The organism is Mesorhizobium sp. L48C026A00, assembly GCF_000502375.1.
Classification (GTDB): Bacteria; Pseudomonadota; Alphaproteobacteria; order Rhizobiales; family Rhizobiaceae; genus Mesorhizobium; species Mesorhizobium muleiense.
In genome coordinates, this window is sequence record NZ_AYWU01000015.1 from 82,078 (window position 1) to 102,825 (window position 20,748).

General features: G+C 63.1%; 20 protein-coding genes. 11 read left to right on the forward strand and 9 right to left on the reverse strand.

The window, feature by feature from the left end; all coding sequences use genetic code 11:
- Nucleotides 1-11: 11 nt before the first annotated feature.
- A complete protein-coding gene (locus X738_RS64775) occupies nucleotides 12-1,523 on the reverse strand; it encodes a leucyl aminopeptidase (RefSeq protein WP_023800693.1) in 1,512 nt (503 codons plus the stop codon).
- A gap of 101 nt (nucleotides 1,524-1,624) precedes the next feature.
- The gene (locus tag X738_RS84930) at nucleotides 1,625-1,771 is read right to left on the reverse strand and encodes a hypothetical protein (RefSeq protein ID WP_023800694.1); all 147 of its coding nucleotides are present in this window, start codon (nucleotides 1,769-1,771) and stop codon (nucleotides 1,625-1,627) included.
- Between X738_RS84930 and X738_RS64780 the strand changes: the two genes are divergently transcribed.
- The 7 genes from X738_RS64780 (at nucleotide 1,770) to rsmA (ending at nucleotide 9,851) form a co-directional block, all read left to right on the forward strand.
- Nucleotides 1,770-2,084, forward strand: coding sequence for a hypothetical protein (locus X738_RS64780; protein WP_023800695.1), 315 nt, complete (start codon nucleotides 1,770-1,772; stop codon nucleotides 2,082-2,084). The two genes, X738_RS84930 and X738_RS64780, sit on opposite strands and share 2 nt — an antisense overlap.
- Nucleotides 2,081-3,283, forward strand: a complete 1,203-nt coding sequence (gene lptF / locus X738_RS64785) for an LPS export ABC transporter permease LptF (RefSeq protein WP_023800696.1) — start codon at nucleotides 2,081-2,083, stop codon at nucleotides 3,281-3,283. Before X738_RS64780 ends, lptF begins: the two co-directional genes overlap by 4 nt.
- A gap of 16 nt (nucleotides 3,284-3,299) precedes the next feature.
- Nucleotides 3,300-4,382, forward strand: a complete 1,083-nt coding sequence (lptG, locus tag X738_RS64790; RefSeq protein ID WP_023800697.1) for an LPS export ABC transporter permease LptG — start codon at nucleotides 3,300-3,302, stop codon at nucleotides 4,380-4,382.
- A 128-nt stretch (nucleotides 4,383-4,510) separates the two neighbouring features.
- Complete coding sequence (locus tag X738_RS64795) at nucleotides 4,511-6,799, forward strand: LPS-assembly protein LptD (RefSeq protein ID WP_268931370.1); 2,289 nt, start codon at nucleotides 4,511-4,513, stop codon at nucleotides 6,797-6,799.
- Nucleotides 6,800-7,004: 205 nt separating this feature from the next.
- Entirely contained in the window at nucleotides 7,005-7,937 is a 933-nt protein-coding gene (locus X738_RS64800; RefSeq protein ID WP_023800699.1) for a peptidylprolyl isomerase, read from the forward strand.
- A gap of 23 nt (nucleotides 7,938-7,960) precedes the next feature.
- A complete protein-coding gene (gene pdxA / locus X738_RS64805; RefSeq protein WP_023800700.1) occupies nucleotides 7,961-8,989 on the forward strand; it encodes a 4-hydroxythreonine-4-phosphate dehydrogenase PdxA in 1,029 nt (342 codons plus the stop codon).
- Nucleotides 8,990-9,011: 22 nt separating this feature from the next.
- A complete protein-coding gene (gene rsmA / locus X738_RS64810) occupies nucleotides 9,012-9,851 on the forward strand; it encodes a 16S rRNA (adenine(1518)-N(6)/adenine(1519)-N(6))-dimethyltransferase RsmA (protein WP_023800701.1) in 840 nt (279 codons plus the stop codon).
- A gap of 12 nt (nucleotides 9,852-9,863) precedes the next feature.
- On the opposite strand, the gene gmk is transcribed toward rsmA, so the two are convergent.
- The 7 genes from gmk to fabD form a co-directional block, all read right to left on the reverse strand.
- Nucleotides 9,864-10,538, reverse strand: a complete 675-nt coding sequence (gmk, locus tag X738_RS64815; RefSeq protein WP_027152668.1) for a guanylate kinase — start codon at nucleotides 10,536-10,538, stop codon at nucleotides 9,864-9,866.
- A gap of 5 nt (nucleotides 10,539-10,543) precedes the next feature.
- On the reverse strand, nucleotides 10,544-11,434 hold the full coding sequence (locus X738_RS64820) for a YicC/YloC family endoribonuclease (RefSeq protein WP_023800703.1): 891 nt from the start codon (nucleotides 11,432-11,434) through the stop codon (nucleotides 10,544-10,546).
- Between the two features lie 179 nt (nucleotides 11,435-11,613).
- The gene (mltG, locus tag X738_RS64825) at nucleotides 11,614-12,852 is read right to left on the reverse strand and encodes an endolytic transglycosylase MltG (protein WP_023800704.1); all 1,239 of its coding nucleotides are present in this window, start codon (nucleotides 12,850-12,852) and stop codon (nucleotides 11,614-11,616) included.
- 102 nt (nucleotides 12,853-12,954) lie between these two features.
- Nucleotides 12,955-14,217 carry a beta-ketoacyl-ACP synthase II gene (gene fabF, locus X738_RS64830; RefSeq protein ID WP_023800705.1) on the reverse strand — a complete coding sequence of 421 codons (1,263 nt, stop codon included), beginning with the start codon at nucleotides 14,215-14,217 and terminating at the stop codon, nucleotides 12,955-12,957.
- Between the two features lie 34 nt (nucleotides 14,218-14,251).
- Nucleotides 14,252-14,488 (reverse strand): acyl carrier protein, encoded by a 237-nt coding sequence (locus X738_RS64835; RefSeq protein WP_006203723.1) that lies wholly within the window; start codon nucleotides 14,486-14,488, stop codon nucleotides 14,252-14,254.
- A 189-nt stretch (nucleotides 14,489-14,677) separates the two neighbouring features.
- Nucleotides 14,678-15,415, reverse strand: coding sequence for a 3-oxoacyl-[acyl-carrier-protein] reductase (fabG, locus tag X738_RS64840; RefSeq protein ID WP_023800706.1), 738 nt, complete (start codon nucleotides 15,413-15,415; stop codon nucleotides 14,678-14,680).
- A 60-nt stretch (nucleotides 15,416-15,475) separates the two neighbouring features.
- Nucleotides 15,476-16,417 (reverse strand): ACP S-malonyltransferase, encoded by a 942-nt coding sequence (fabD, locus tag X738_RS64845; protein ID WP_023800707.1) that lies wholly within the window; start codon nucleotides 16,415-16,417, stop codon nucleotides 15,476-15,478.
- Nucleotides 16,418-16,684: 267 nt separating this feature from the next.
- Between fabD and X738_RS64850 the strand changes: the two genes are divergently transcribed.
- From X738_RS64850 to rplI, 4 genes are all read left to right on the forward strand, one after another.
- Nucleotides 16,685-18,610: an LTA synthase family protein gene (locus tag X738_RS64850; RefSeq protein WP_023800708.1), complete on the forward strand. Its 1,926-nt coding sequence runs from the start codon at nucleotides 16,685-16,687 to the stop codon at nucleotides 18,608-18,610.
- Between the two features lie 296 nt (nucleotides 18,611-18,906).
- Nucleotides 18,907-19,398 carry a 30S ribosomal protein S6 gene (rpsF, locus tag X738_RS64855; protein ID WP_023800709.1) on the forward strand — a complete coding sequence of 164 codons (492 nt, stop codon included), beginning with the start codon at nucleotides 18,907-18,909 and terminating at the stop codon, nucleotides 19,396-19,398.
- A complete protein-coding gene (rpsR, locus tag X738_RS64860) occupies nucleotides 19,398-19,646 on the forward strand; it encodes a 30S ribosomal protein S18 (protein ID WP_006203718.1) in 249 nt (82 codons plus the stop codon). The genes rpsF and rpsR overlap by 1 nt, the downstream gene beginning before the upstream one ends.
- Nucleotides 19,647-19,975: 329 nt before the next feature.
- Nucleotides 19,976-20,560: a 50S ribosomal protein L9 gene (rplI, locus tag X738_RS64865; protein ID WP_023800710.1), complete on the forward strand. Its 585-nt coding sequence runs from the start codon at nucleotides 19,976-19,978 to the stop codon at nucleotides 20,558-20,560.
- The last annotated feature ends 188 nt before the right edge of the window (nucleotides 20,561-20,748 follow it).

The following is a 20,748-nucleotide window of genomic DNA, read 5'->3' on the forward strand; positions in this document are numbered from 1 at the left end:
CTTGAAAGGCCTCACTCCTCATAGTTGTCGCGAACCAGCCGGTCGAGCAGCCTGACGCCGAAGCCGGAGGCCCATGACTGGTTGATCTCGCTGGACGGCGCGCCCATCGCGGTGCCGGCGATGTCGAGATGCGCCCAGGGTGTATCCCTGACGAATCGCTGCAGGAACTGCGCCGCGATGATGGCACCGCCATAGCGGCCGCCGATGTTCTTCATGTCGGCATTTTTCGAATCGATCAGCTTGTCGTATTCGGTGCCGAGCGGCATCCGCCACACGCGTTCCTGCGTCGCCTGCCCGGCGCTCGTCAGCCTGTTCGCCAATTCGTCATTGTTGGAGAACAGCCCGGCATAGTGCTGGCCGAGCGCGACCATGGTGGCGCCGGTCAGCGTCGCCAGATTGACCATGAATTTCGGCTGGAAGCGATCGCTGCAGTACCACAGCGCATCGGCCAGGACGAGGCGGCCTTCGGCGTCGGTGTTGAGCACCTCGATGGTCTGGCCCGACATCGAAGTGACGATGTCGCCGGGGCGCTGCGCATGGCCGTCGACGGCATTTTCCACCAGCCCGATGATGCCGACGACATTGGCCTTGGCCTTGCGCGCGGCCAGCGCGTGCATCAGCCCGGTCACCGCGGCCGCGCCGCCCATGTCGCCCTTCATGTCCTCCATGCCGGAGGCCGTCTTTATCGAATTGCCGCCGGTGTCGAAAGTGACGCCTTTGCCGACGAAAGCAATCGGGCTGTCCTTGGCCTTGCCGCCGTTCCATCGCATGACGGCCAGGCGCGCGCCACGCGGCGAGCCTTGTGCGACGCCGAGCAGCGCGCCCATGCCGAGCTTCTTCATCTCCTTCTCGACCAGGATCTCGACCGCGACGCCGAGCGCCTCCAGTTCGTTGACGCGGGCGGCGAATTCCACCGGCCCCAGTATATTGGCCGGTTCGTTGACCAGATCGCGCGCCAGGAGCACGCCGTCGATCACCGCCACCTCGTCGGCGAAGGCCTTTTTCGCCGACGCCGGGTCGGCGGTGTGGATGGTCACCTTAACCGGCTTTTTGGGCTCGGCCTTGTTGCCGTCGCGCTGGCCGTCGCCATTGTCCTTTTTCGTCTTGTACTTGTCGAAAGCATAGCTGCGCAGAAGAATGCCCGCGGCAAGCTGTGCCGATTGCCTGCCGCCGACGTCAGCACCCGGCAGATCGAGCATGACCGCCACCTCCGTCGCCTTGCGCAAGGATGCAGCGATGGTGCCGCCAAGCTTGAGCCAGGCATAGTCGTCGAGCGCCGAGACCTTGCCGGCGCCGACCGCCACCAGCCGGTCGAGCGATGTGCCCTCCGGCGCCAGCACTTCGACCAGGCCGGCGAACTTGCCGGAAAAGTCGGCCACCGGAAACGCCCGCTCCAGGGTCTTTGCCGGATCGCAAGCCTTTGCCGCGTCGCCGAGACCGCCATCGTTGGCCGCCAGCATGAAGACGCTGCCTTTTTTGGGCACTGCGAACCTGGCAAAGGCGATCGAAGGTCTCGAAGTCATCATGTCCTGCTTTCGGGAAAGGCGTTGGGTTTTCGGGGGGAGTGCCTTGACGAACCAGATATTTGGCTGTTTCCGACCGGAAGCACCACCCCCATTTTCAATCATCGCCCCTGCCTGGCGATCTGCTGCGTGATTGTGTTGGCGCCGATCACGACCGCACCGTGAAAAATCGATTCCTGGCCGGTTTTGCTGCGCAATTCTGTTACTTCTGCTTTCATGCTTGTACCTGTCGCAGCCGCGGCGGCCATGTCGGTGACCGGCGCGACATTTGGTCGTTTTCCGGCATTTGGCAAGACTTTGCCGGAATCCGATCCCATATGGCAGATGGAATCGATGGCGATTCGTCGCGGCACGGCCCCGCTTTACTGCCGCAACCTGTTGTTAACCATTGATGTTCGCCCTTTCTTATTCAATGCCGCCGACACTCCGGCCACCGGAAACAACGATGTGGGACGGGAACCAGATCGAACCGCCAACGGACCGGTTGTGCAGGCGTCGCCGGGCGACTACCTTGTCTGGAGGCATGATGCCGTTCGGCAAAATCGAGAAAAGCCTTCATGAAGGTCGTTGAACGCTACATCATGCGTCGTGCGTTGGCGGTCTTCCTCGCAGCGCTCATCTGGACGCTGGCGATCGTGTGGACGACGCAGGTGCTCGCCCGCATCGATCTCGTGACCGACAGCGGGCAGTCGGCGCTGACCTTCTTCGAGGTCGCTGCGCTGATCATTCCGTCGATCGTCCCGATCGTCGTGCCCTTCGCCCTGGTGGTCGCGGTCGCGCAGACACTGAGCGCGATGAATTCCGATTCTGAGCTTGCCGTCTTGAACGCCGCAGGCGCTTCGCGCTGGACCATCGTCAGGCCGATCATGCTCCTGGCACTGGCGGCCAGTGTTTTTTCGTTCGCCGTCGACAACGGCGTCGACCCCTATGCACGACAGAAAAACCGCGAGCTGGTGGCGTCGTCGCGCGCCGATCTTCTGTCGCTCATCATCCAGGAAGGCACCTTCCACAAGATCGACGACGGCCTGTTCCTGCAGATCGGCCAGCGGCTTCCGGACAACCGCCTTGGCGGCATTTTTGTCGCCGATTCACGCGAAGAAGGCGTCAACCTCATCTACTACGCCAAGAGCGGCGCCATCATCGAAAGTGGCGACGAGCGGGTGCTGATGATGAACGACGGCGTCATCCATCGCAAAACGCTGGCCGGCGATCTTTCGGTCATCCGGTTCACCTCCTATGCCTTCGACCTGTCGGCCTTCATGTCGGCCTCATCGGAGGTATTGCTCTTGCCGAAGGACCGGACGACACAGTACCTGCTCAATCCCAGTCCGAACGACAAGATGTTCCAGAAAAGGCCGAACAAGTACCTGGCCGAGGTCCACCAGCGTTTCTCCGAATGGTCCTATTCACTCGTTTTCGCGCTGATCGCGCTTGCAGTCGCGGGAGACGCGCGCTCCCATCGCGAGGCGCGCATTCATCCGCTGATCACGTCTATCGCGATTGCCCTTTTCGTGCGCTGGCTCGGTTTCTTTGCCGCTGGGAAGGCCGACAACATTCCGCAATACGCCTATGTGGTCTACGGCGTTCCTATTGTGGCCTCCGCAGTCGCGACATGGTTCATCGTCTCCAACCGGACCATGGAACTGCCGGTCGCCTGGGCCGACTGGATGACGAATTTCGCCGGCCGCTTCGGTGACGGCTGGAGCGCCCTGAAGCTCCGCTTCGCCAGGCGCGGCGCTTCTGGCCAAGAGGCCAGCTGATGGGCTGGACACGCTAATGGGCTGGACTCTGGGCAGATACTTCTTCTTCCGCTACGTGACGATCACCATCTGGTTCTTCATCGGCCTCCTGGCGCTTGTGTTCCTGATCGACTTCACCGAGCTTTCCGGCCGCACGACCGGCTTGCCGGGTTTTACCTACGGCACGGCGTTTGCCATCTCAGGATTGCGAATGCCGATGATCATGCTGCAGACGGTGCCGTTCGTCGGCCTGTTCTCGGCGATGGCGACGCTGGTCTCGCTTAATCGCAGGTATGAACTGGTCATCGCGCGTTCCGCCGGCGTATCCGCATGGCAATTCCTGCTGCCGTGCTGCATCGGGGCGCTGCTGTTCGGGGTGTTGTCGGTCGGTGTCATCAATCCGATCGCCGCGTATGCGTTTTCCTGGTCCGAAAAAATCGAAACCCAGCTCCGCTCCGGCAAGTCGAACACCGTCTCGGCTGACGCCGAGCCCTGGATCCGGCAGAAAACCAGTTCCGGCGATACTATCATCGGCGCGCGCGCCATCCTCAATCAAGGCCTGGAGATGGCCGACGCCGCCTTCTTCGTCCTCAACCCGCAAGGCGACATCGTCGAACGCAAGGACGCAGCGCACGCCTATTTGCGGGATGGCTACTGGGAACTGCAGGACGTCAAGGTGTTCCGGGACGGCAACATCCAATCGGTGGCAACCGACCGCATACCGACCGATCTCAAGCCCGAGTTCGTGCAAGAGCGGCTGGCGCGCCCGGAAACCATCCCTTTCTACGATCTGCCCGGCAAGATCGAGGTTGCCCGCTCCTTCGGCCTCAAGGCAAATGCCTTTGCCATGCAATTTGATTCACTGGTAGCGCTGCCGTTCCTTCTCGTCGCCATGACTTTGATCGCCGCAACGGTGTCGATGCGATTTGCGAGGATGGGACAATCCGCGACGATGATTCTGGGTGGCGTCCTGGCCGGGTTTCTGCTTTATGTCGTGACAGTGCTGGTCAAGGCATTCGGCGTGGCGGGATTCGTACCCACAGTCGTCGCTGCATGGGTTCCGGTTGTCGTGGCTATGTTCTTCGGGGTGACTTTCTTGCTGTACAAGGAAGACGGCTAGTGAGGGGGGCGGTTTTGCGCATCCATAGGCATGCCGATTCGGCGCGCCTCTATGGGGCGAGCGCCTTGGCGTGCCTGCTCGCTTGCGTCGTTCCGAGTATCCCGGCTTTTGCCCAGGATATCAGCGGCATGGCAGCCGACGTTCCCACCGGTTCGCAAATGCTGCTGGCGGCAGATACGCTGGTCTATGACAATGACAACCAGACCGTAACGGCCGTCGGCGGCGTGCAGATCGATTATGGCGGCAACCGCCTCGTCGCCCAGCGGGTAGAATACAATCGCAACACCAAGCGGCTCGTCGCCAGCGGCAATGTCGAGGTCATCAACAGCGACGGCACCAAGATCTATTCGCAGCATGTCGACATCACCGACGATTTTGCCGACGGCTTCGTCAACGCGCTGCGTGTCGAAACCGTCGACAAGACCTATTTCGCCGCCGAAAGCGCGGAACGCATGGGCGGCGTGCTGACGACGTTCCACAACGGCGTCTACACGGCCTGCGAGCCGTGCGAGGACAAGCCGGACAAAGCGCCGACCTGGCGCATCAAGGCCAGAAAGATCATCTGGAACGGCGAAAAGAAGACGGTTCGCTTCGAGAATTCGAATTTCGAGTTCTTCGGCTTTCCGCTCGCCTATCTGCCGGCCTTCGAGATTGCCGACCCGACCGTCAAGCGCAAGAGCGGCTTCCTGATCCCCAGCATCGCTTACAAGAGCGACCTCGGCCTCGGCGTCAAAGTCCCCTATTATTTCGCGCTCTCACCAACCTACGACCTCACCGTCACCGGCAGCGGCTATACCAAGCAGGGCTTTCTCGGCGAAGCCGAGTGGCGCCAGCGCTTCAACAACGGCCAATACAGTCTGAAGATCGCCGGCATCCGGCAAGAGGATCCCGACGAGTTTATCGACGACGACGGGCGCAATGTCGATTCGGGTGCGGCCGGCGACCCAAACGAGTTCCGCGGCATGATGGGCACCAAGGGCCAGTTCGCTATCAATCCGCGCTGGGACTTCGGCTGGGATGTCCTGCTGCAGACCGACAAGAACTTCTCGCGCACCTACGCCATCGAAGACTTCGGCGACAGCGTGCATCGCTCCTCGATCTACCTGACCGGCCTCAACGGCCGCAACTATTTCGACGTGCGCGCCATGCGCTTTGTGGTCCAGGAAGAGGCACTCCCTGACGATCCGACCGCGCGCGCCGGCAAACAGCCCTGGGTGCTGCCCTCGCTCGACTACGCCTACATCCCCGACATGGCGGTGGGCGGCGGGCAGCTGTCGCTCAATGTCAACGCGCAGGCTATCAGCCGCGACAGGCTGGATAGGGCCCTTGCCGATCCGAACAACGCTGCGTCCGTCACCAGTGTACGCGGCATCGAGGGCCAATCGGGCCGTCTCACTGCCGAAGCGGAATGGAAGCGCACCTTCACCACCGATGGCGGGCTGCTGCTGACGCCCCTGCTGGCGCTGCGCGGCGACGCCGGCTATGTCAACGCCTCTTCGGGATCGCTCAATGCCATCAATCAGATGGCGTCTAACCTCGGCGTCGACGACGATACGCGATCGTCGCTCGCCCGCTTCATGGCAACCGCCGGACTGGAAATGCGCTGGCCGGTGCTGTTCTCGTCGACCAGTTCCAGTCACATCTTCGAGCCGATGGCGCAGGTGTTCGTGCGTCCGAACGAGCAATATGTCGGCGGCCTCGCCGTTCCCAACGAGGACGCGCAGAGCTTCGTCTTTGATGCCACGACATTGTTCGAGCGCGACAAGTTCTCCGGCTACGACCGCTTGGAAGGCGGCACGCGCGCCAATGTCGGGCTGCGCTATTCCGGCGCCTATGACAATGGCTGGAGCACCAACGCGCTATTCGGCCAATCCTACCAGCTTGACGGCCAGAACTCCTTCGACGCGCCGGACCTGGTCAACGTCGGCGAAGATTCGGGCCTGGAGACCGCGAGCTCCGATTATGTCGGCCTTGTCGGCTTCAACAGCCCCGGCGGGCTTTCCGGCTCGGTCAGCGGCCGCTTCGACGAGCAGAGCTTCGAGATTCGCCGCGCCGAGGTGAAGGCAGCCTATTCCGGCCTGCCGATTTCGTTCAGCGCCAAATACGCCTTCATCCAGGCTCAGCCGCTCTATGGTTTTACGACCGATCGTCACGAGGTCACGCTCGGCGCCTCGGCGCAACTTGCCGAGAACTGGCGTGTCTTCGGTACCGGCACCTACGATCTCGAGCAAAGCGTCCTGGTCAAGGACGGGGTCGGCTTTGCCTATAGTGATGATTGCTTCACCTACTTGATGACGTTCTCGGAATCCCGCGACCTGAGCACCAAGGAAGTGTCGCAGAATATCGGTTTCAACCTGTCGTTTCGCACGCTCGGCGATTTCGGCTCGACGCAAAGCTCCTTCAACACTGTCCAGTAGCAGACCACTGGCCAATAACGGACAGGCGGAACGGGCGGCCGGCCAACGCACCAGCCCGAAAAATTGAAAGTGTCTTGAGCATACGTCGTGCGTCAAAGTGGACGCACATCGCAGCTAACGACATCGTTTCGCCGCATAGGGCAGGCACGGGTTCCAGTTCCCTCAAAATGCGATAAAATTGGGCCGCAACCGAGATAGGATTGGGATGCTTTCGATGAGGAAATACCTCTTTTCGGCAGGGTTCGCGCTGCTGGTGGCGGCGACCTCAGCCTCGATCACCATGATGACGCCGCCGGCTTTCGCCAGCCAGATCAAATACGTCGTCAACAACGTACCGATCACCACTGGCGACATCCAGCATCGGGCTGCCTTCCTGCGCCTGCAGCGCAAGAAGGGCAATGCCGCCGAGGAAATGATCGAGCAGACGCTGCGCGTCGCCGAAGCCAAGCGTCTCGGCATCCGCATCAGCGACGCCCAGGTCGAGGCCGCCTATCAGCGCTTTGCCACGACCAACAAGATGCAGCTCAAGCAACTCGATGGTGTCATGGCGCAGTCCGGCGTCGGCAAGGAGCATTTCAAGGAGTTCATCCGCTCCCAGATGGCCTGGAACCAGGCGCTGACCGCGCGCCATCGCTCAGAGAGCGGCGGCTCCGTGAGCGAGCAGGACGCAGTCAGGCGCATGCTCGACAAGGGCGGCAACAAGCCGACCGCCATGGAGTACATGCTGCAGCAGGTCATTTTCGTCGTGCCGGCGGCCGAGCGCAGCGCGACGCTGTCCAAGCGCAAGCGCGAGGCCGACGCCATGCGCGCCCGCTTCAACGGCTGCAACACCTCGCGCGAATTCGCCAAGGGCCTGATCGACGTCACCGTTCGCGATCTCGGCCGGATACTGGCGCCGCAATTGCCGCCGGACTGGGCCGACCAGATCAAGGCCACCAAGGTCGGCGGCGCCACCCCCACGCGCGAAACAGACCGCGGCGTCGAGTTCATCGGCATCTGCTCGTCGCGCGAAGTGTCCGACGACAAGGCCGCCCAGATGGTGTTCCAGAGCGAAGGCTCGAGTGGCAAGGACGCCGACGAACTCTCCACGAAATATGTCGAGGAGTTGCGGAAGAAAGCCCGCATCGTCGAGCGCTGAAGCCGCCAGAGGCAGCGCTGGCGCTGAAGCCGCCAGAGGCAGCGCTGGCGCTGAGCGCCGGCGATCCATCCGGCGTCGGGCCGGAAATCGCCATTGCCGCCTGGCAGGCGCGTGACAGCGCTGGTGTGCCGCCCTTCTACCTTATAGCCGATCCGGCGCTGATTGCCGCACGGGCGCGCCTGCTCGGCGCCGATGTGCCAATCACGGAGACAGTGCCAGCCGAAGCGGAGCGCGTCTTTGAGCGCGCCCTGCCCGTCATGCCGCTTGCCGCCCGCTTCGTCGACGACCCCGGCCGGCCGGACCCGGCCAACGCCGCCGGCATCATCGAGGCCATCGACCGCGCTGTTGACGACTGCCTTGGCGGTCGCGCGGCGGCGGTCGTTACGTGCCCGATCGCCAAGAAGCCGCTCTACGATGCCGGCTTCCGTTTTCCCGGTCACACTGAGTATCTGGCGCATCTGGCGACGCTCCACACCGGCGCACAAGCGATGCCAGTGATGATGCTTGCCGGTCCCGAGTTGCGCACGGTTCCGGTCACCATCCACATTGCACTGCGCGAGGTGCCGGAAGCGCTGACGACGGAATTGATCGTCGCGACCGCCCGCATCACCGCCGCCGACCTCGAATATCGCTTCGGCATTGCCAAGCCGCGGCTTGCCGTTGCCGGCCTCAATCCGCATGCCGGTGAAGGCGGCGCGATGGGCGCCGAGGACGAGCGCATCATCCGCCCGGCGATCGAAAGGCTGAGGGCGGAGGGCATCGACGCTTTCGGGCCGCTGCCGGCCGACACGCTGTTCCACGCCCGCGCCCGAGCCGGCTACGATGTGGCGCTGTGCATGTATCACGATCAGGCGCTGATCCCGGCCAAGGCACTGGCGTTCGACGAGGCGGTCAACGTTACGCTCGGCCTACCCTTCATCCGCACTTCACCGGATCACGGCACAGCTTTCGATATCGCCGGCAAGGGCATAGCCCGGACCGACAGCCTGATCGCGGCGCTCAGGCTCGCCCGCAGGCTTGCCGACATCGGGGCGAAGGCTGCCGCCGCATGAGGCTTTGCATGAGAGCGGTCGCATGAGCATCGACGGGCTGCCGCCGTTACGCGCGGTGATCGAACGCCATGGGTTGCAGGCAAAAAAGGCGCTCGGCCAGAATTTCCTGCTCGACCTCAACCTTACCGGCAAGGTCGCGCGTGCCGCCGGCGACCTGACCGACGCCACGGTAATCGAGGTCGGTCCGGGTCCAGGTGGCCTGACCCGGGCGCTGCTGTCCCACGGCGCGGCTCGGGTCATCGCCATCGAGCGCGACGAGCGCTGCCTGGCAGCGCTCGCGGAGGTGTCAGATCACTATCCGGGCCGTTTGGAAATCATTGCCGGCGACGCGTTGAAGACGGATTTTGCAGCGCTTGCCGAATGCGCACATGGAGGCAATGGATCTGTGAGGATCGTCGCCAACCTGCCTTACAATATCGGCACCGAACTTTTGATACGCTGGCTGACCGTCGCCGAGTGGCCGCCCTTTTACGCATCGATGACGCTTATGTTCCAGCGCGAGGTGGCCGAGCGCATCGTCGCCCGCCCCGGCAGCGATGCCTATGGCCGGCTGGGCGTGCTGGCAGGCTGGCGGACGGAGGCAAAAATCGCTTTCGACGTGCCGCCGCAAGCCTTCACGCCGCCGCCCAAGGTGGTGTCGTCGGTGGTGCATCTGGTGCCGCGGGCAAATCCGCTGCCCGCCGAAGTCAAGAAGCTCGGCCGCGTTACCGAAGCGGCCTTCGGCCAGCGCCGCAAAATGCTGCGGCAGAGCGTCAAGAGCCTCGGCGGCGAAGCCCTGCTCACCCGCGCCGGCATCGATCCGACGCGGCGGGCGGAAACCTTGAGCGTCGAGGAATTCGTGCGACTGACCAACGCGGTGTGATTGCGGCGGCCCCTAGTCCGTCTTCTCGTCGAGCAGCCCCGAGACGAAATCGAACAGGCCGGGCCGGCGGTCGCGTCTGAGCCGCTCGGCGATGACTATGCCGCGTACCTCGGCGAAGGCACGGTCGAGATCGTCGTTGATGATGACGAAATCATATTCCTTCCAGTGCTCGATCTCGTTGCGAGCGTTCTTCAGACGCGTCTCGATCACCGATTCCTGGTCCTCGGCGCGGCGCTTCAGCCGCGCCTTCAACTCTTTCATCGAGGGCGGCAGGATGAAGATCGAGACGATGTCGGCGCGCATCTTCTCCTTGAGCTGCTGGGCGCCCTGCCAGTCGATGTCAAACAACATGTCGCGGCCCTGTGCCAGCGCCAGTTCGGCCGGCTCACGCGGCGTGGCATAGCAATTGCCATGCACTTCGGCCCATTCAAGCAGTTCGTCCGAATCGCGCAGCCGCTCGAACTCACGCATAGTGCGGAAATGATAGTGGACGCCTTCGATCTCGCTGCCGCGGCGCGGCCGCGTGGTGACGGAGACCGACAGTTCGAGACTGGAATCGCTCTCCAGAAGATTGCGCGCGATCGTCGACTTGCCGGCGCCGGACGGCGACGACAGCACGAGCATCAAACCCCGCCGGCGAATGCGGGAACCCAAATCCCTGGCAACCATAGGCTCCTTGGCGACCATCAGGGTTACTCCAGATTCTGGACCTGTTCGCGAAACTGGTCGACGACCGCCTTCAGCTCCAGCCCTATGGCGGTGATCGCAGCGGCGTTCGACTTCGAACACAGCGTATTCGATTCGCGGTTGAATTCCTGCGCCAGAAAATCGAGCTTGCGGCCGATGGCGCCGCCGCCTGCCAGCAGCACCCGGCCGGATGCCACATGTGTCTTCAGCCGGTCGATCTCCTCGCGGATGTCGGCCTTGGTGGCCAGGAACGCCGCTTCCATATGCAACCGGCTGGCATCGAGATTGGCGGAGGCATCCATCAGCAGCCGCACCTGCTCGGTAATCCGTTCGCGGATCACCGCCGGCTCACGCGACGGATCGGCCTCGGCGCGCATCGTCAGCGCTTCGATAGCGTCGATATGACCGGACAGCAGCGAGCGCAGGGCGGTGCCCTCGCCCTGGCGTGCCTGCTCCAGCCCGCCCAGCGCCACTTCGAGCGCCGAGAGTATCGCGCTGTCGAGCGCCGCCCGCGCCTCTTCGGTTTCGGCGGTTTCGGGAATGTCGAGCACGCCGCGCAACGAAAGCAGCCCGTCGGCTGTCGCAGGCGCTGCGCCGAACATCTCCTGCAGCCGCTTGGCCAGCCCCGCCAAATCTCTCAGGAAGGCCTCGTTGACCACGGGCTGCGCCTGCTGGCCGGCTGCGCGGCCGACGGTCAGCGTTGCCTGGAAATTGCCGCGCGCAAAGCGCTTCTGCACCCTCTGCCTGGCGGCCGGCTCAAGCCGCTCGAGGCCTTGCGGCAGCCGCAGTCTGACCTCGACGCTCTTGCCGTTGACCGACTTGACCTCCCAGGCGATCGACGTGCCGTCATGTTCGGCGACGGCCCGTGCAAAACCGGTCATGCTCTGCAAATTCATGATGCCCTTGCTTCCCCCTGGCGCATGATCCCGGAAGCGGTTCCGGGCCAGATCGTGCGCGGCTTCAAAATCCGGAGCGCCTGTTCGCGTCGAATCGGACGCAGGGCGCTCCTGATGACAAAATCAGCACGTCCCGGCCGTTAGACGAATCGGAGGGACGACTTCACAACCGTCCGGCGCTACTGCGCCGCCGCTCCAGCATCGCCATCGCCGCCGTCAACCGGCGCGTCGGTCTGACCTTCCACCTTGGCGGCGTCGGCCTTGGCAGCACCGGCCTTGGCGGCTTCATCGGCCAGTTCCTTCTGCAGCGCCCGGTAGCGGGCGACGTTCTCGTTGTGCTCGGCCAGCGTCGCGGCAAAGACGTGACCGCCGGTGCCGTCGGCAACGAAATACAGGTCGTCGGTCTTCGACGGATTGGCGACGGCTTCCAGTGCCGCACGGCCAGGATTGGCGATCGGCGTCGGCGGCAAGCCGTTGATCAGATAAGTGTTGTAGGGCGTCGGCTTCTTGATGTCAGACTGATAAATCGGGCGGTCGGCGGGTTTGCCCTTGCCGCCGAACAGGCCGTAGATAATGGTCGGATCGGACTGCAGCCGCATGCCCTTGGCCAACCGGTTGAGGAAGACGGCCGCGACCCGCGAGCGTTCGTCGCCCTTGCCCGTCTCTTTCTCGACGATCGAAGCCAGGGTGACGAAGTCTTCGACACTGGCCAGAGGCAGATCGGGGGCGCGCCGCTGCCAGACTTCCTCGACAAGGTTCTTCTGGTCCGCCAAAAGCTTTTCGACCATCTGCTGGCGTGTCGCGCCGCGGGTGAAACGCAGCGTGTCGGTAGCAAGGCTGCCCTCGGGTGGAATGGTCCCCGGCATATCGCCGTCGAGCGCTGCCTGATCGGCGATGCGCTGCAGCGCCTGCTCGACCGTCAGCCCCTCGGGGACGGTCAGCGAATACATCACCGACTTGCCGCTCTTCAGCAACTCCATGATGTCGCGCATCGAGGCCTGCGGCTTGATCTCGTATTCGCCGGCCTTCAGGGCGGAATCATTGCCAAAAGCGCGCACGCCAAGGCGGAAGATGCGCGCGTCGCTGATCAGTCCGCGCCGCTCGAGCTGCTCTGCAATCTCCTGGACGCCGGTGTTCGGCTTGACCAGGAAGGTGTCGGCATTGGCCGAAGGGCCGGGCTCGTTGAATTCCTGCTTGCCGAAATACAAGGCAAAGCCAGCCGCCAGAACCATCAGCATCACCAGGGAGATGACGAAGTTCATGAACACCACGAACTGGCTGCGCGAGGCGCGCGAGCGCTTGGGCGGCGGCGTGCCGGCTTCAGGCCGCAATGCCTCGCTGGCCGTTTTCGGCACGATCGGGCCCGACGGTGTGGACCGTTGCCCGAATTGCCCGTTGTCCGCCGAATTTGTGCTCATGGCGCCCTACCGTTTGGTCTTGCAACGAATCCCCTTGGGCACAGTAGGGGCGAATATGGCAAAATTGACGACACGCATAGACCGTGCCGGTCGGCGGACCGGTCAGCCATTGTAGCGCTGGAAGACCAGCGAGGCGTTGGTGCCGCCGAAGCCGAAGGAATTGGACAGCGCCACATCGATTTGGCGGGCGCGCGGCTTGTGCGGCACCAGGTCGATCGCCGTTTCGCGCTCCGGGTTGTCGAGATTGATGGTGGCCGGCGCGATGTTGTCGCGAATGGCGAGGATCGAAAAAATCGCCTCGGCGGCGCCCGCCGCACCCAGAAGGTGGCCTATCGACGACTTGGTCGACGACATCGATATTTTCGAAGCGGCGTTGCCGACCAGCCGCTCGACGGCGCCCAGTTCGATCGTGTCAGCCATGGTCGAGGTGCCGTGCGCATTGATGTAGTCGACGTCTGCGGGCGTCAGCTTGGCCCGGTTCAGCGCCGCCACCATGCAACGAAAGGCGCCGTCACCATCTTCGGCCGGCGCGGTGATGTGATAGGCATCGCCGGTCAAGCCGTAACCGGTGACCTCGGCATAGATCTTGGCGCCACGCGCCCTGGCGTGTTCCAGTTCCTCCAGAATGACGACGCCGGCGCCCTCGCCCATCACGAAGCCGTCGCGGTCGCGGTCATAGGGACGCGAGGCCGTTTCCGGAGCGTCGTTGCGGTCGGTCGACAGTGCCCGGCAAGCGGCGAAGCCGGCGATCGACAGCCGCGTGACCGGCGCTTCCGTGCCGCCTGCGACCATCACGTCGGCATCGCCCCACATGATCAGCCGGGCGGCATCGCCGATGGCATGCGCACCGGTGGAGCAAGCGGTGACGACGGCGTGGTTGGGGCCTTTCAGCCCATGCCGGATCGAAACTTGGCCGGATACAAGATTGATGATCTGGCCGGGGATGAAGAACGGGCTGATGCGGCGCGGACCGCGCTCCTTCAGGATCATCGCATTCTCGGCGATGCCTTCGATGCCGCCGATGCCGGAGCCGATCAGCACGCCGGTGGCGCACTGCTCTTCATGCGTCTTCGGCGCCCACCCCGAATCCTTCAGCGCCTCGTCGGCGGCCGCGATCCCGTAGAGGATGAAGTCGCCGATCTTGCGCAGTTCCTTCGGCTCGAGAACGGTCTCGGGATTGAAGGTGGCATTCTCACCATTGCCGCGCGGGATGACGTGGGCGACCTTGCAGGCAAGATCCTCCACCTCGAACTCGGTGATGCGCTTGGCTGCGCTGCGGCCGGTCAGTAATTCCTTCCAGCCATGCTCAAAGCCTACGCCGAACGGCGAAAGCAGCCCAAGGCCCGTGACGACGACGCGCCTCATCGCAGGTCCTCCTCGGTGATGACTGCAAATAGCGTCAGGCCGAAGCCTTGTCGATGTACTTCACCGCATCGCCGACAGTCAGGATGGTTTCGGCCGCATCGTCCGGGATCTCGACGCCGAATTCTTCTTCGAACGCCATGACGAGTTCGACCGTGTCGAGACTGTCCGCGCCCAGATCATCGATGAAGCTCGCCTGCTCCGTCACCTTGTCGGCATCGACGCCAAGGTGCTCGATAACGATCTTCTTGACGCGCTCTGCGGTGTCACTCATTTGGGCATCCTCGTCTTTTGTTTGTCTGTCTTCGTTAGCGGGCAGAATGCCGCTAATCAAGCTGAAAGATGGTCCTGTCGGAAACGCAACGGCACCGGACCGGTTTTTGCCCGAACCGCCGGGTTGCGGGCCGCATTACACGAAAATCGGCCGGGCTCCAAGGTGAAAAGGGGTGTTTTCCCGCAACTGTCAAATCATCGCCATGCCGCCATTGACGTGAATGGTCTGGCCGGTGACATAGGCGGCTTCGTTGGAAGCGAGGTAGGCGACGGCGGAGGCGACTTCGGCGCTGGTGCCCATGCGTCGTGTCGGAATCGCCGCCATGATCGCCTCTTTCTGCTTGTCGTTGAGCTTGTCGGTCATCGCCGATTCGATGAAGCCCGGGGCGACGCAGTTGACGGTGATGTTGCGCGTGGCGATCTCCTGCGCCAGCGACTTGGAAAAGCCGATCATGCCGGCCTTGGAGGCGCAGTAGTTGGTTTGGCCGGGATTGCCGGTGACGCCAACCACAGAGGTGATGTTGATGATGCGGCCATGCCGGCGCCGCATCATCGGATGGGTGAGTTCGCGGGTCAGCCGGAACACGGCGGTCAGGTTGACCTCGAGCACCGAATCCCAGTCGGCGTCGGCCATGCGCACGAACAGCCCGTCCTTGGTGATGCCGGCATTGTTGACGAGAATGTCGACGCCTTCGAGATCGGCCTCAACCTTCTGGCCGAGCGCCTTGACCTCGTCGCGATTGGAAAGGTTCGCCGGGAACAGCTTGACCCGGTCGCCGAGCTCGGCCGCCAGCGTTTCCAGCTTCTCGACGCGGGTGCCGTGCAGGCCGACGACAGCGCCCTGCGCATGCAGCACCCTGGCGATCGCCTCGCCGATGCCTCCCGATGCGCCTGTGACGAGCGCCTTGCGGCCGGTCAATTCAAACATGTCTTATCCTCTTCTCAATCGTACAAGCCGGGTGAGTTCGGCTACCTCTAAACGCGTGGTTCACCCCAATGCCGCCAGCGCTGCCTCGACATCGGCCGGCGTGCCGACCGCGCCGGTGGCGATGTCGCGGTTGATGCGCCGCGCCAGTCCCGACAGCACCTTGCCGGCGCCCACCTCGTACAGCGTCGCAATGCCGTTGGCGCCAAACCATTCCACCGTTTCGCGCCAGCGCACGCGCCCCGTCACTTGTTCGACCAGGCGGTGGGCGATCGCATCCGGATCGCTGGACGGCGTGACCGACACGTTGGAAACCACGGGCACGAACGGCGCGTTCTTCGTCACGCCGGCCAGCGCCTCGCGCATGACCTCGGCCGCCGGTGCCATCAGCGCCGAATGGAAGGGCGCCGAGACCTGCAGCATCAGCACCCGCTTGGCGCCCTTTTCCGTGCACAGCTTCGCCGCCTGCTCGACGGCCGCCCTGGCGCCGGAGATCACCAGTTGGCCACCGCCATTGTCGTTGGCGATCTGGCAAATCGACTCTTTGGCCGCTTCAGCGCAGGCGGCTTCGACATCGGCCTGTTCCAGCCCGATGATCGCCGCCATGGCGCCCTCGCCGGCCGGCACAGCCGCCTGCATGGCATTGCCGCGGATACGCAAGAGCCGGGCGGCATCGGCGACCGAAACGAAACCGGCGGCGGCAAGTGCCGAATATTCGCCGAGCGAATGGCCGGCAACATAGGCGACCTTGTGCTTCAGCGAGAGGCCGCGCGATTCCAGCGCCCGGATGGCGGCGAGCGACACAGCCATCAGCGCCGGCTGGGCATTGGTGGTCAGCGTCAGCCTCTCTTCCGGCCCTTCCCAGATCAGCTTCGACAGGTTTTCGCCGAGCGCGTCGTCAACCTCTTCGAAGATCTTCCGCGATTCCGGAAAGGCGTCGGCGAGGTCCTTGCCCATGCCGACAGCCTGGCTGCCCTGTCCCGGAAAGGTGAATGCGACTGCCATGCGTGCCTCCCAAGCGGCTGATTTTTCCTGCCTGTGACGCAAGGCGGGCGGACAAGTCAAGTCCGCTAGCAGCCCGACCCGCGCCGCTCCGGCTCGGTATCGCTGGCCGAGTACCTGTTCCAAAAGGCTTTTTTTCGATCACTCATGATGAAAATCGCTCACGATTCGTTTGCTGGCTCTTCTTATTTCAGCCACAGACGCTAGCTTTTCGTGACATATCGATGACAGCTCAATGACACTTTTGTGTATGGTCGGGGGAATTGTAAGGTGGCAAGGATCAAGAAAGGCGTTGGCAAATCCGCGCCACAGTTTCTGGAAGGCGATCCGGCCACCGGCTATCTGCCGGGCCGGAAATGGCCTGTTATCCGCTATGGCCTCGTCAGCCTTCTCGCCGCCACCATCCTGGTTTTTGCCATCGAACTGATCGTGCGCGGCGACTTTGCCGGCACCGTCGGCTTCTTCCTGCAGCCCTTCAAGCCCGGCTGGACCACCATCATCATCTTCGCGCTGATCCTGATCGGCCTCGATGCCGTGCTCGGCCGCAGCCACCAGAGCCTGATGATCGTCGCGCCGCTGACGCTGGCGCTGGCCTTTGTCGGACACCAGAAATCGCTCTATCTCGGCGATCCGCTCTATCCGACTGATTTCCTCTATTCACGTCAGATCGTGGCGCTGATGCCGCTGCTGGTGCGCGAACGTCCGGGAACCGCCATCGCTCTGGCGGTCGGCATCGTCGGCAGCCTCTCGCTGCTCGTTTATGGCTGGCGGCTGTGGCGCCGCCGCGTACCGGCGCTCGGTCGCAAGGGGCGCCTGGCCCGGCTGACGCTGACCGTGCCGCTGCTCGCCTTCTTCGTGTCGATCATGGATTACGCGACGTTCTCGTGGACCCGCGACCGGCTGCAAATCATCCCGATCATGTGGGACCAGAAGGAAAATTACGCCTCCAACGGCTTCGCACTGGCCTTCGCCCTCAACGTGCCAATGGCCCATGTCCCCGCGCCTGCCGGCTACTCCGACAAGGCGATCGCGGCGATCGAAAGATCTGATGTGAAGGCATCGGTGCCGGCCGAGAAGCCAGACATCATCATCGTCATGAGCGAATCCTTCTGGGATCCGACCGAACTGCCCGGCGTCACCATCACGCCCGATCCGATTCCCAATGTGCGGGCGTTGCGCTCCGGCCACGTGTTCTCGCCCGAATTCGGCGGCATGACCGCCAATGTCGAGTTCGAGGCGCTGACCGGCTTTTCCAACGCCTTCCTGCCGGCCGGCAGCATCCCCTACCAGCAATATGTCCGCGCGCCGGTGCCGTCGATGGCGACGTTCCTGAAGAGCCAGGGCTATGAGACGCGCGCCATCCATCCGGGTACAAGCTGGTTCTGGAACCGAACGCCGGTCTATGCCGATTTCGGCTTCGATGACTTCAAGTCCGAAGAAAACATGCCATATCTCGAAAAGCGCGGGCCTCTGACGTCGGACGCGGCGATGACCGACGAGATCATCCGCGAAGCCGACGCCACGGACGATCCGTTCTTCTACTTCGCCGTCAGCCTGCAAAACCACGGACCCTACGAACCGAATCGCTATTACAATCCGACCCACAGGGTGCAGGCTCCGACCAGCCAGTGGGCAAAGGATTCGCTGCTGAGCTTCACGGAAGGCGCATCCGACGCCGACAAGAGCCTCGAGCGCCTCATCGAATGGGCGAAGAACCGGCGGCGACCGACGGTCATCGCCTTCTTCGGCGACCATCTGCCGCCGCTCGGTCCGGTCTATGTCGAGACCGGCTTCCTTAGGGATAACGTCGCGCCACGCAAGGAGCCGCCCGACCAGATGCTGCTGCATCACCGAACACCGCTGATCGTATGGTCCAACCGCACCGGTCCGGTCGCGGACATGGGCACTGTCAGTCCAGCCTTTCTGCCTTACCATGTCCTGACCACGGCCGGGATCAGCCACCCCTATTACACCGGCTTCCTCGGCCAGATGCACGAGCGCTACAGCGTCGTCGACCGCAATTTGTTATTGACGCCGACGGGCGAGGACACGCCCGACTGGGCGCGCAAGAAGCAAATCGACCCGGCGATTCGCGATTTCCGTCTGCTGCAATACGATATGATGTTCGGCAAGCGCCGTGCAGCGCCCGATTTCTTCCCGGAGACGGTGAACAAGCGGGTCCCGCATACAAGCTGAAGATGCGCGACATGTCGTCCTGAGCGCGGCGGTTTTTCGGCTTGCCCTTGTCTTGCGGCCAAATTCCTGTATAGACGCCCGCAATCTGCCGGTCCTTGCTGGGGGCTGAACGAGGGCCGGAGGTTTTCGAAACCTTCGTGTGGAGCCAGAAGCGCTTCCGCCTCCCGTGTCTCCGCTCTCGACCGTCTCGTCATGCTCCTTTCTTCCCCGCCCCGCCAGGGATCGCCGGGTCAGAGAAGTTGCAGAGGCTTTTGCCGCCGGGACCGGGAGAGAAACGAAGAAAGGCAAAGAACAATATGGCTCTTTACGAACATGTGTTTCTTGCCCGGCAGGACCTCTCGCAGCAGCAGGTCGATGCGCTTGTCGAACAGTACAAGAGCGTCATCTCCGCGAATGGCGGGTCCGTCGGCCGGGTCGAGAACTGGGGACTGAAGTCCCTCACCTACCGGGTCAACAAGAACCGGAAGGCATACTATACGCTGATGGACATCACCTGCCCGCCGGCCGCGCTCAACGAGATGGAGCGCCAGATGGGCCTGTCCGAGGATGTGCTGCGTTTCCTCACCATCAAGGTCGATGCGCATGAGGAAGGCCCGTCGGCAATGATGCAGAAGCGCGAAGAGCGCTCGGAACGCGGCGGCTTCGGCGACCGTGACCGTGGCCCGCGCTCGTTCGGCGACCGCGATCGCGGCGACCGTGGCGATCGCCCGCCGCGCAGCTTCGGTGGCGATGGTGCAGACCGTGGCCCGCGCCGTCCGCGCGAAGCTGTTGAAGGGGGAGCAGAATAATGGTCGACATCAACCAGATCCCGACCCGGCGCCCGTTTCACCGCCGCCGCAAGACTTGCCCGTTCTCCGGCGCCAACGCGCCCAAGATCGACTACAAGGACGTGCGACTGCTGCAGCGCTATATTTCCGAGCGCGGCAAGATCGTGCCGTCGCGCATCACCGCCGTCAGCCAGAAGAAGCAGCGCGAACTCGCCAAGGCGATCAAGCGCGCCCGCTTCCTCGGCCTGCTGCCCTACGTGGTTCGCTAACACTGATCAGTTGACCATGATCTTATCCGAAAACCGGTTTCCACTTTTCGGGATCATGGACAAACTGACTAGTTGACCATGATCTTATCCGAAAACCGGTTTCCACTTTTCGGGATCATGGTCTAGCCAGCGGGCAGTTCGCCGCCCGCTTTTCCCACGGCGACGGGCGCCGCGGGGTTGCCATCAAATCCCGGGTTGAGGTGAAGACCTCTAACTGCCGCGACAGGCAGGACAGCGACATCGGCGGCGACGCCCTCAGCTTCCTGACCTGTTCCAGACAATTCGGCGTCGATGCCAGTGATTTGGCGCCCAAACGAAGGAACAAAACCATGGAAGTCATTCTTCTCGAACGCGTTTCCCGCCTCGGCCAGATGGGCGATACCGTCAAGGTCAAGGATGGATTCGCCCGTAACTTCCTGCTGCCGCAGGGCAAAGCGCTGCGCGCCAACGAAGCCAACAAGAAGAAATTCGAAGGCCAGCGCGCCCAGCTCGAAGCCCGCAACCTCGAGCGCAAGTCCGAGGCCATGCAGATTTCGGAGAAGCTGGACGGCAAGAGCTTCATCGCCGTGCGTTCGGCCGGCGAAACCGGCCAGCTCTACGGCTCGGTGTCGACCCGCGACATTGCCGAGTTGCTGACGGCTGAAGGTTTCTCGGTCAACCGCAACCAGATCCTGCTCAACCAGCCGATCAAGACCATCGGCTTGACCAATGTGGCGATCGCGCTGCATCCGGAAGTCGAGGTCACCATCACGCTCAACATCGCCCGCACGGCCGACGAAGCCGAGCGCCAGGCCAAGGGCGAGACGCTGACCACAGCCGAAGCCATCTATGGCGACGACATCAACGACAATGCGCGCCCGGACAACTTCTTCGATCCCAATGCCGAGTTCGAAGGCAGCGAAGACAACGGCTGATTGCACGTCACAAGGCGTCAGAGCGGCGCTTTAAAGCGTTTCGTCGGCTTCCAGTCATTTCTGGACCAACGCCCGGGCGCCTCGCCCGGGCTTTTTTGTGCCAAACGGAACTTTTCGACCCCCTATATCTTGATGCAGACTATAGCGCCGCGCGTCGTTTGGACGCGCAAAGGACGCTGCAGGACTTT

What these genes read in the sequence shown, in the direction of transcription:
- X738_RS64775 (WP_023800693.1), bottom strand. Translation starts at nt 1,523, where the DNA reads ATGACTTCGAGACCTTCGATCGCCTTTGCCAGGTTCGCAGTGCCCAAA.
- X738_RS64780 (WP_023800695.1), top strand. Translation starts at nt 1,770, where the DNA reads ATGTCGGTGACCGGCGCGACATTTGGTCGTTTTCCGGCATTTGGCAAG.
- X738_RS84930 (WP_023800694.1), bottom strand. Translation starts at nt 1,771, where the DNA reads ATGGCCGCCGCGGCTGCGACAGGTACAAGCATGAAAGCAGAAGTAACA.
- lptF (WP_023800696.1), top strand. Translation starts at nt 2,081, where the DNA reads ATGAAGGTCGTTGAACGCTACATCATGCGTCGTGCGTTGGCGGTCTTC.
- lptG (WP_023800697.1), top strand. Translation starts at nt 3,300, where the DNA reads ATGGGCTGGACTCTGGGCAGATACTTCTTCTTCCGCTACGTGACGATC.
- X738_RS64795 (WP_268931370.1), top strand. Translation starts at nt 4,511, where the DNA reads ATGGCAGCCGACGTTCCCACCGGTTCGCAAATGCTGCTGGCGGCAGAT.
- X738_RS64800 (WP_023800699.1), top strand. Translation starts at nt 7,005, where the DNA reads ATGCTTTCGATGAGGAAATACCTCTTTTCGGCAGGGTTCGCGCTGCTG.
- rsmA (WP_023800701.1), top strand. Translation starts at nt 9,012, where the DNA reads ATGAGCATCGACGGGCTGCCGCCGTTACGCGCGGTGATCGAACGCCAT.
- gmk (WP_027152668.1), bottom strand. Translation starts at nt 10,538, where the DNA reads ATGGTCGCCAAGGAGCCTATGGTTGCCAGGGATTTGGGTTCCCGCATT.
- X738_RS64820 (WP_023800703.1), bottom strand. Translation starts at nt 11,434, where the DNA reads ATGAATTTGCAGAGCATGACCGGTTTTGCACGGGCCGTCGCCGAACAT.
- mltG (WP_023800704.1), bottom strand. Translation starts at nt 12,852, where the DNA reads ATGAGCACAAATTCGGCGGACAACGGGCAATTCGGGCAACGGTCCACA.
- fabF (WP_023800705.1), bottom strand. Translation starts at nt 14,217, where the DNA reads ATGAGGCGCGTCGTCGTCACGGGCCTTGGGCTGCTTTCGCCGTTCGGC.
- X738_RS64835 (WP_006203723.1), bottom strand. Translation starts at nt 14,488, where the DNA reads ATGAGTGACACCGCAGAGCGCGTCAAGAAGATCGTTATCGAGCACCTT.
- fabG (WP_023800706.1), bottom strand. Translation starts at nt 15,415, where the DNA reads ATGTTTGAATTGACCGGCCGCAAGGCGCTCGTCACAGGCGCATCGGGA.
- fabD (WP_023800707.1), bottom strand. Translation starts at nt 16,417, where the DNA reads ATGGCAGTCGCATTCACCTTTCCGGGACAGGGCAGCCAGGCTGTCGGC.
- rpsF (WP_023800709.1), top strand. Translation starts at nt 18,907, where the DNA reads ATGGCTCTTTACGAACATGTGTTTCTTGCCCGGCAGGACCTCTCGCAG.
- rpsR (WP_006203718.1), top strand. Translation starts at nt 19,398, where the DNA reads ATGGTCGACATCAACCAGATCCCGACCCGGCGCCCGTTTCACCGCCGC.
- rplI (WP_023800710.1), top strand. Translation starts at nt 19,976, where the DNA reads ATGGAAGTCATTCTTCTCGAACGCGTTTCCCGCCTCGGCCAGATGGGC.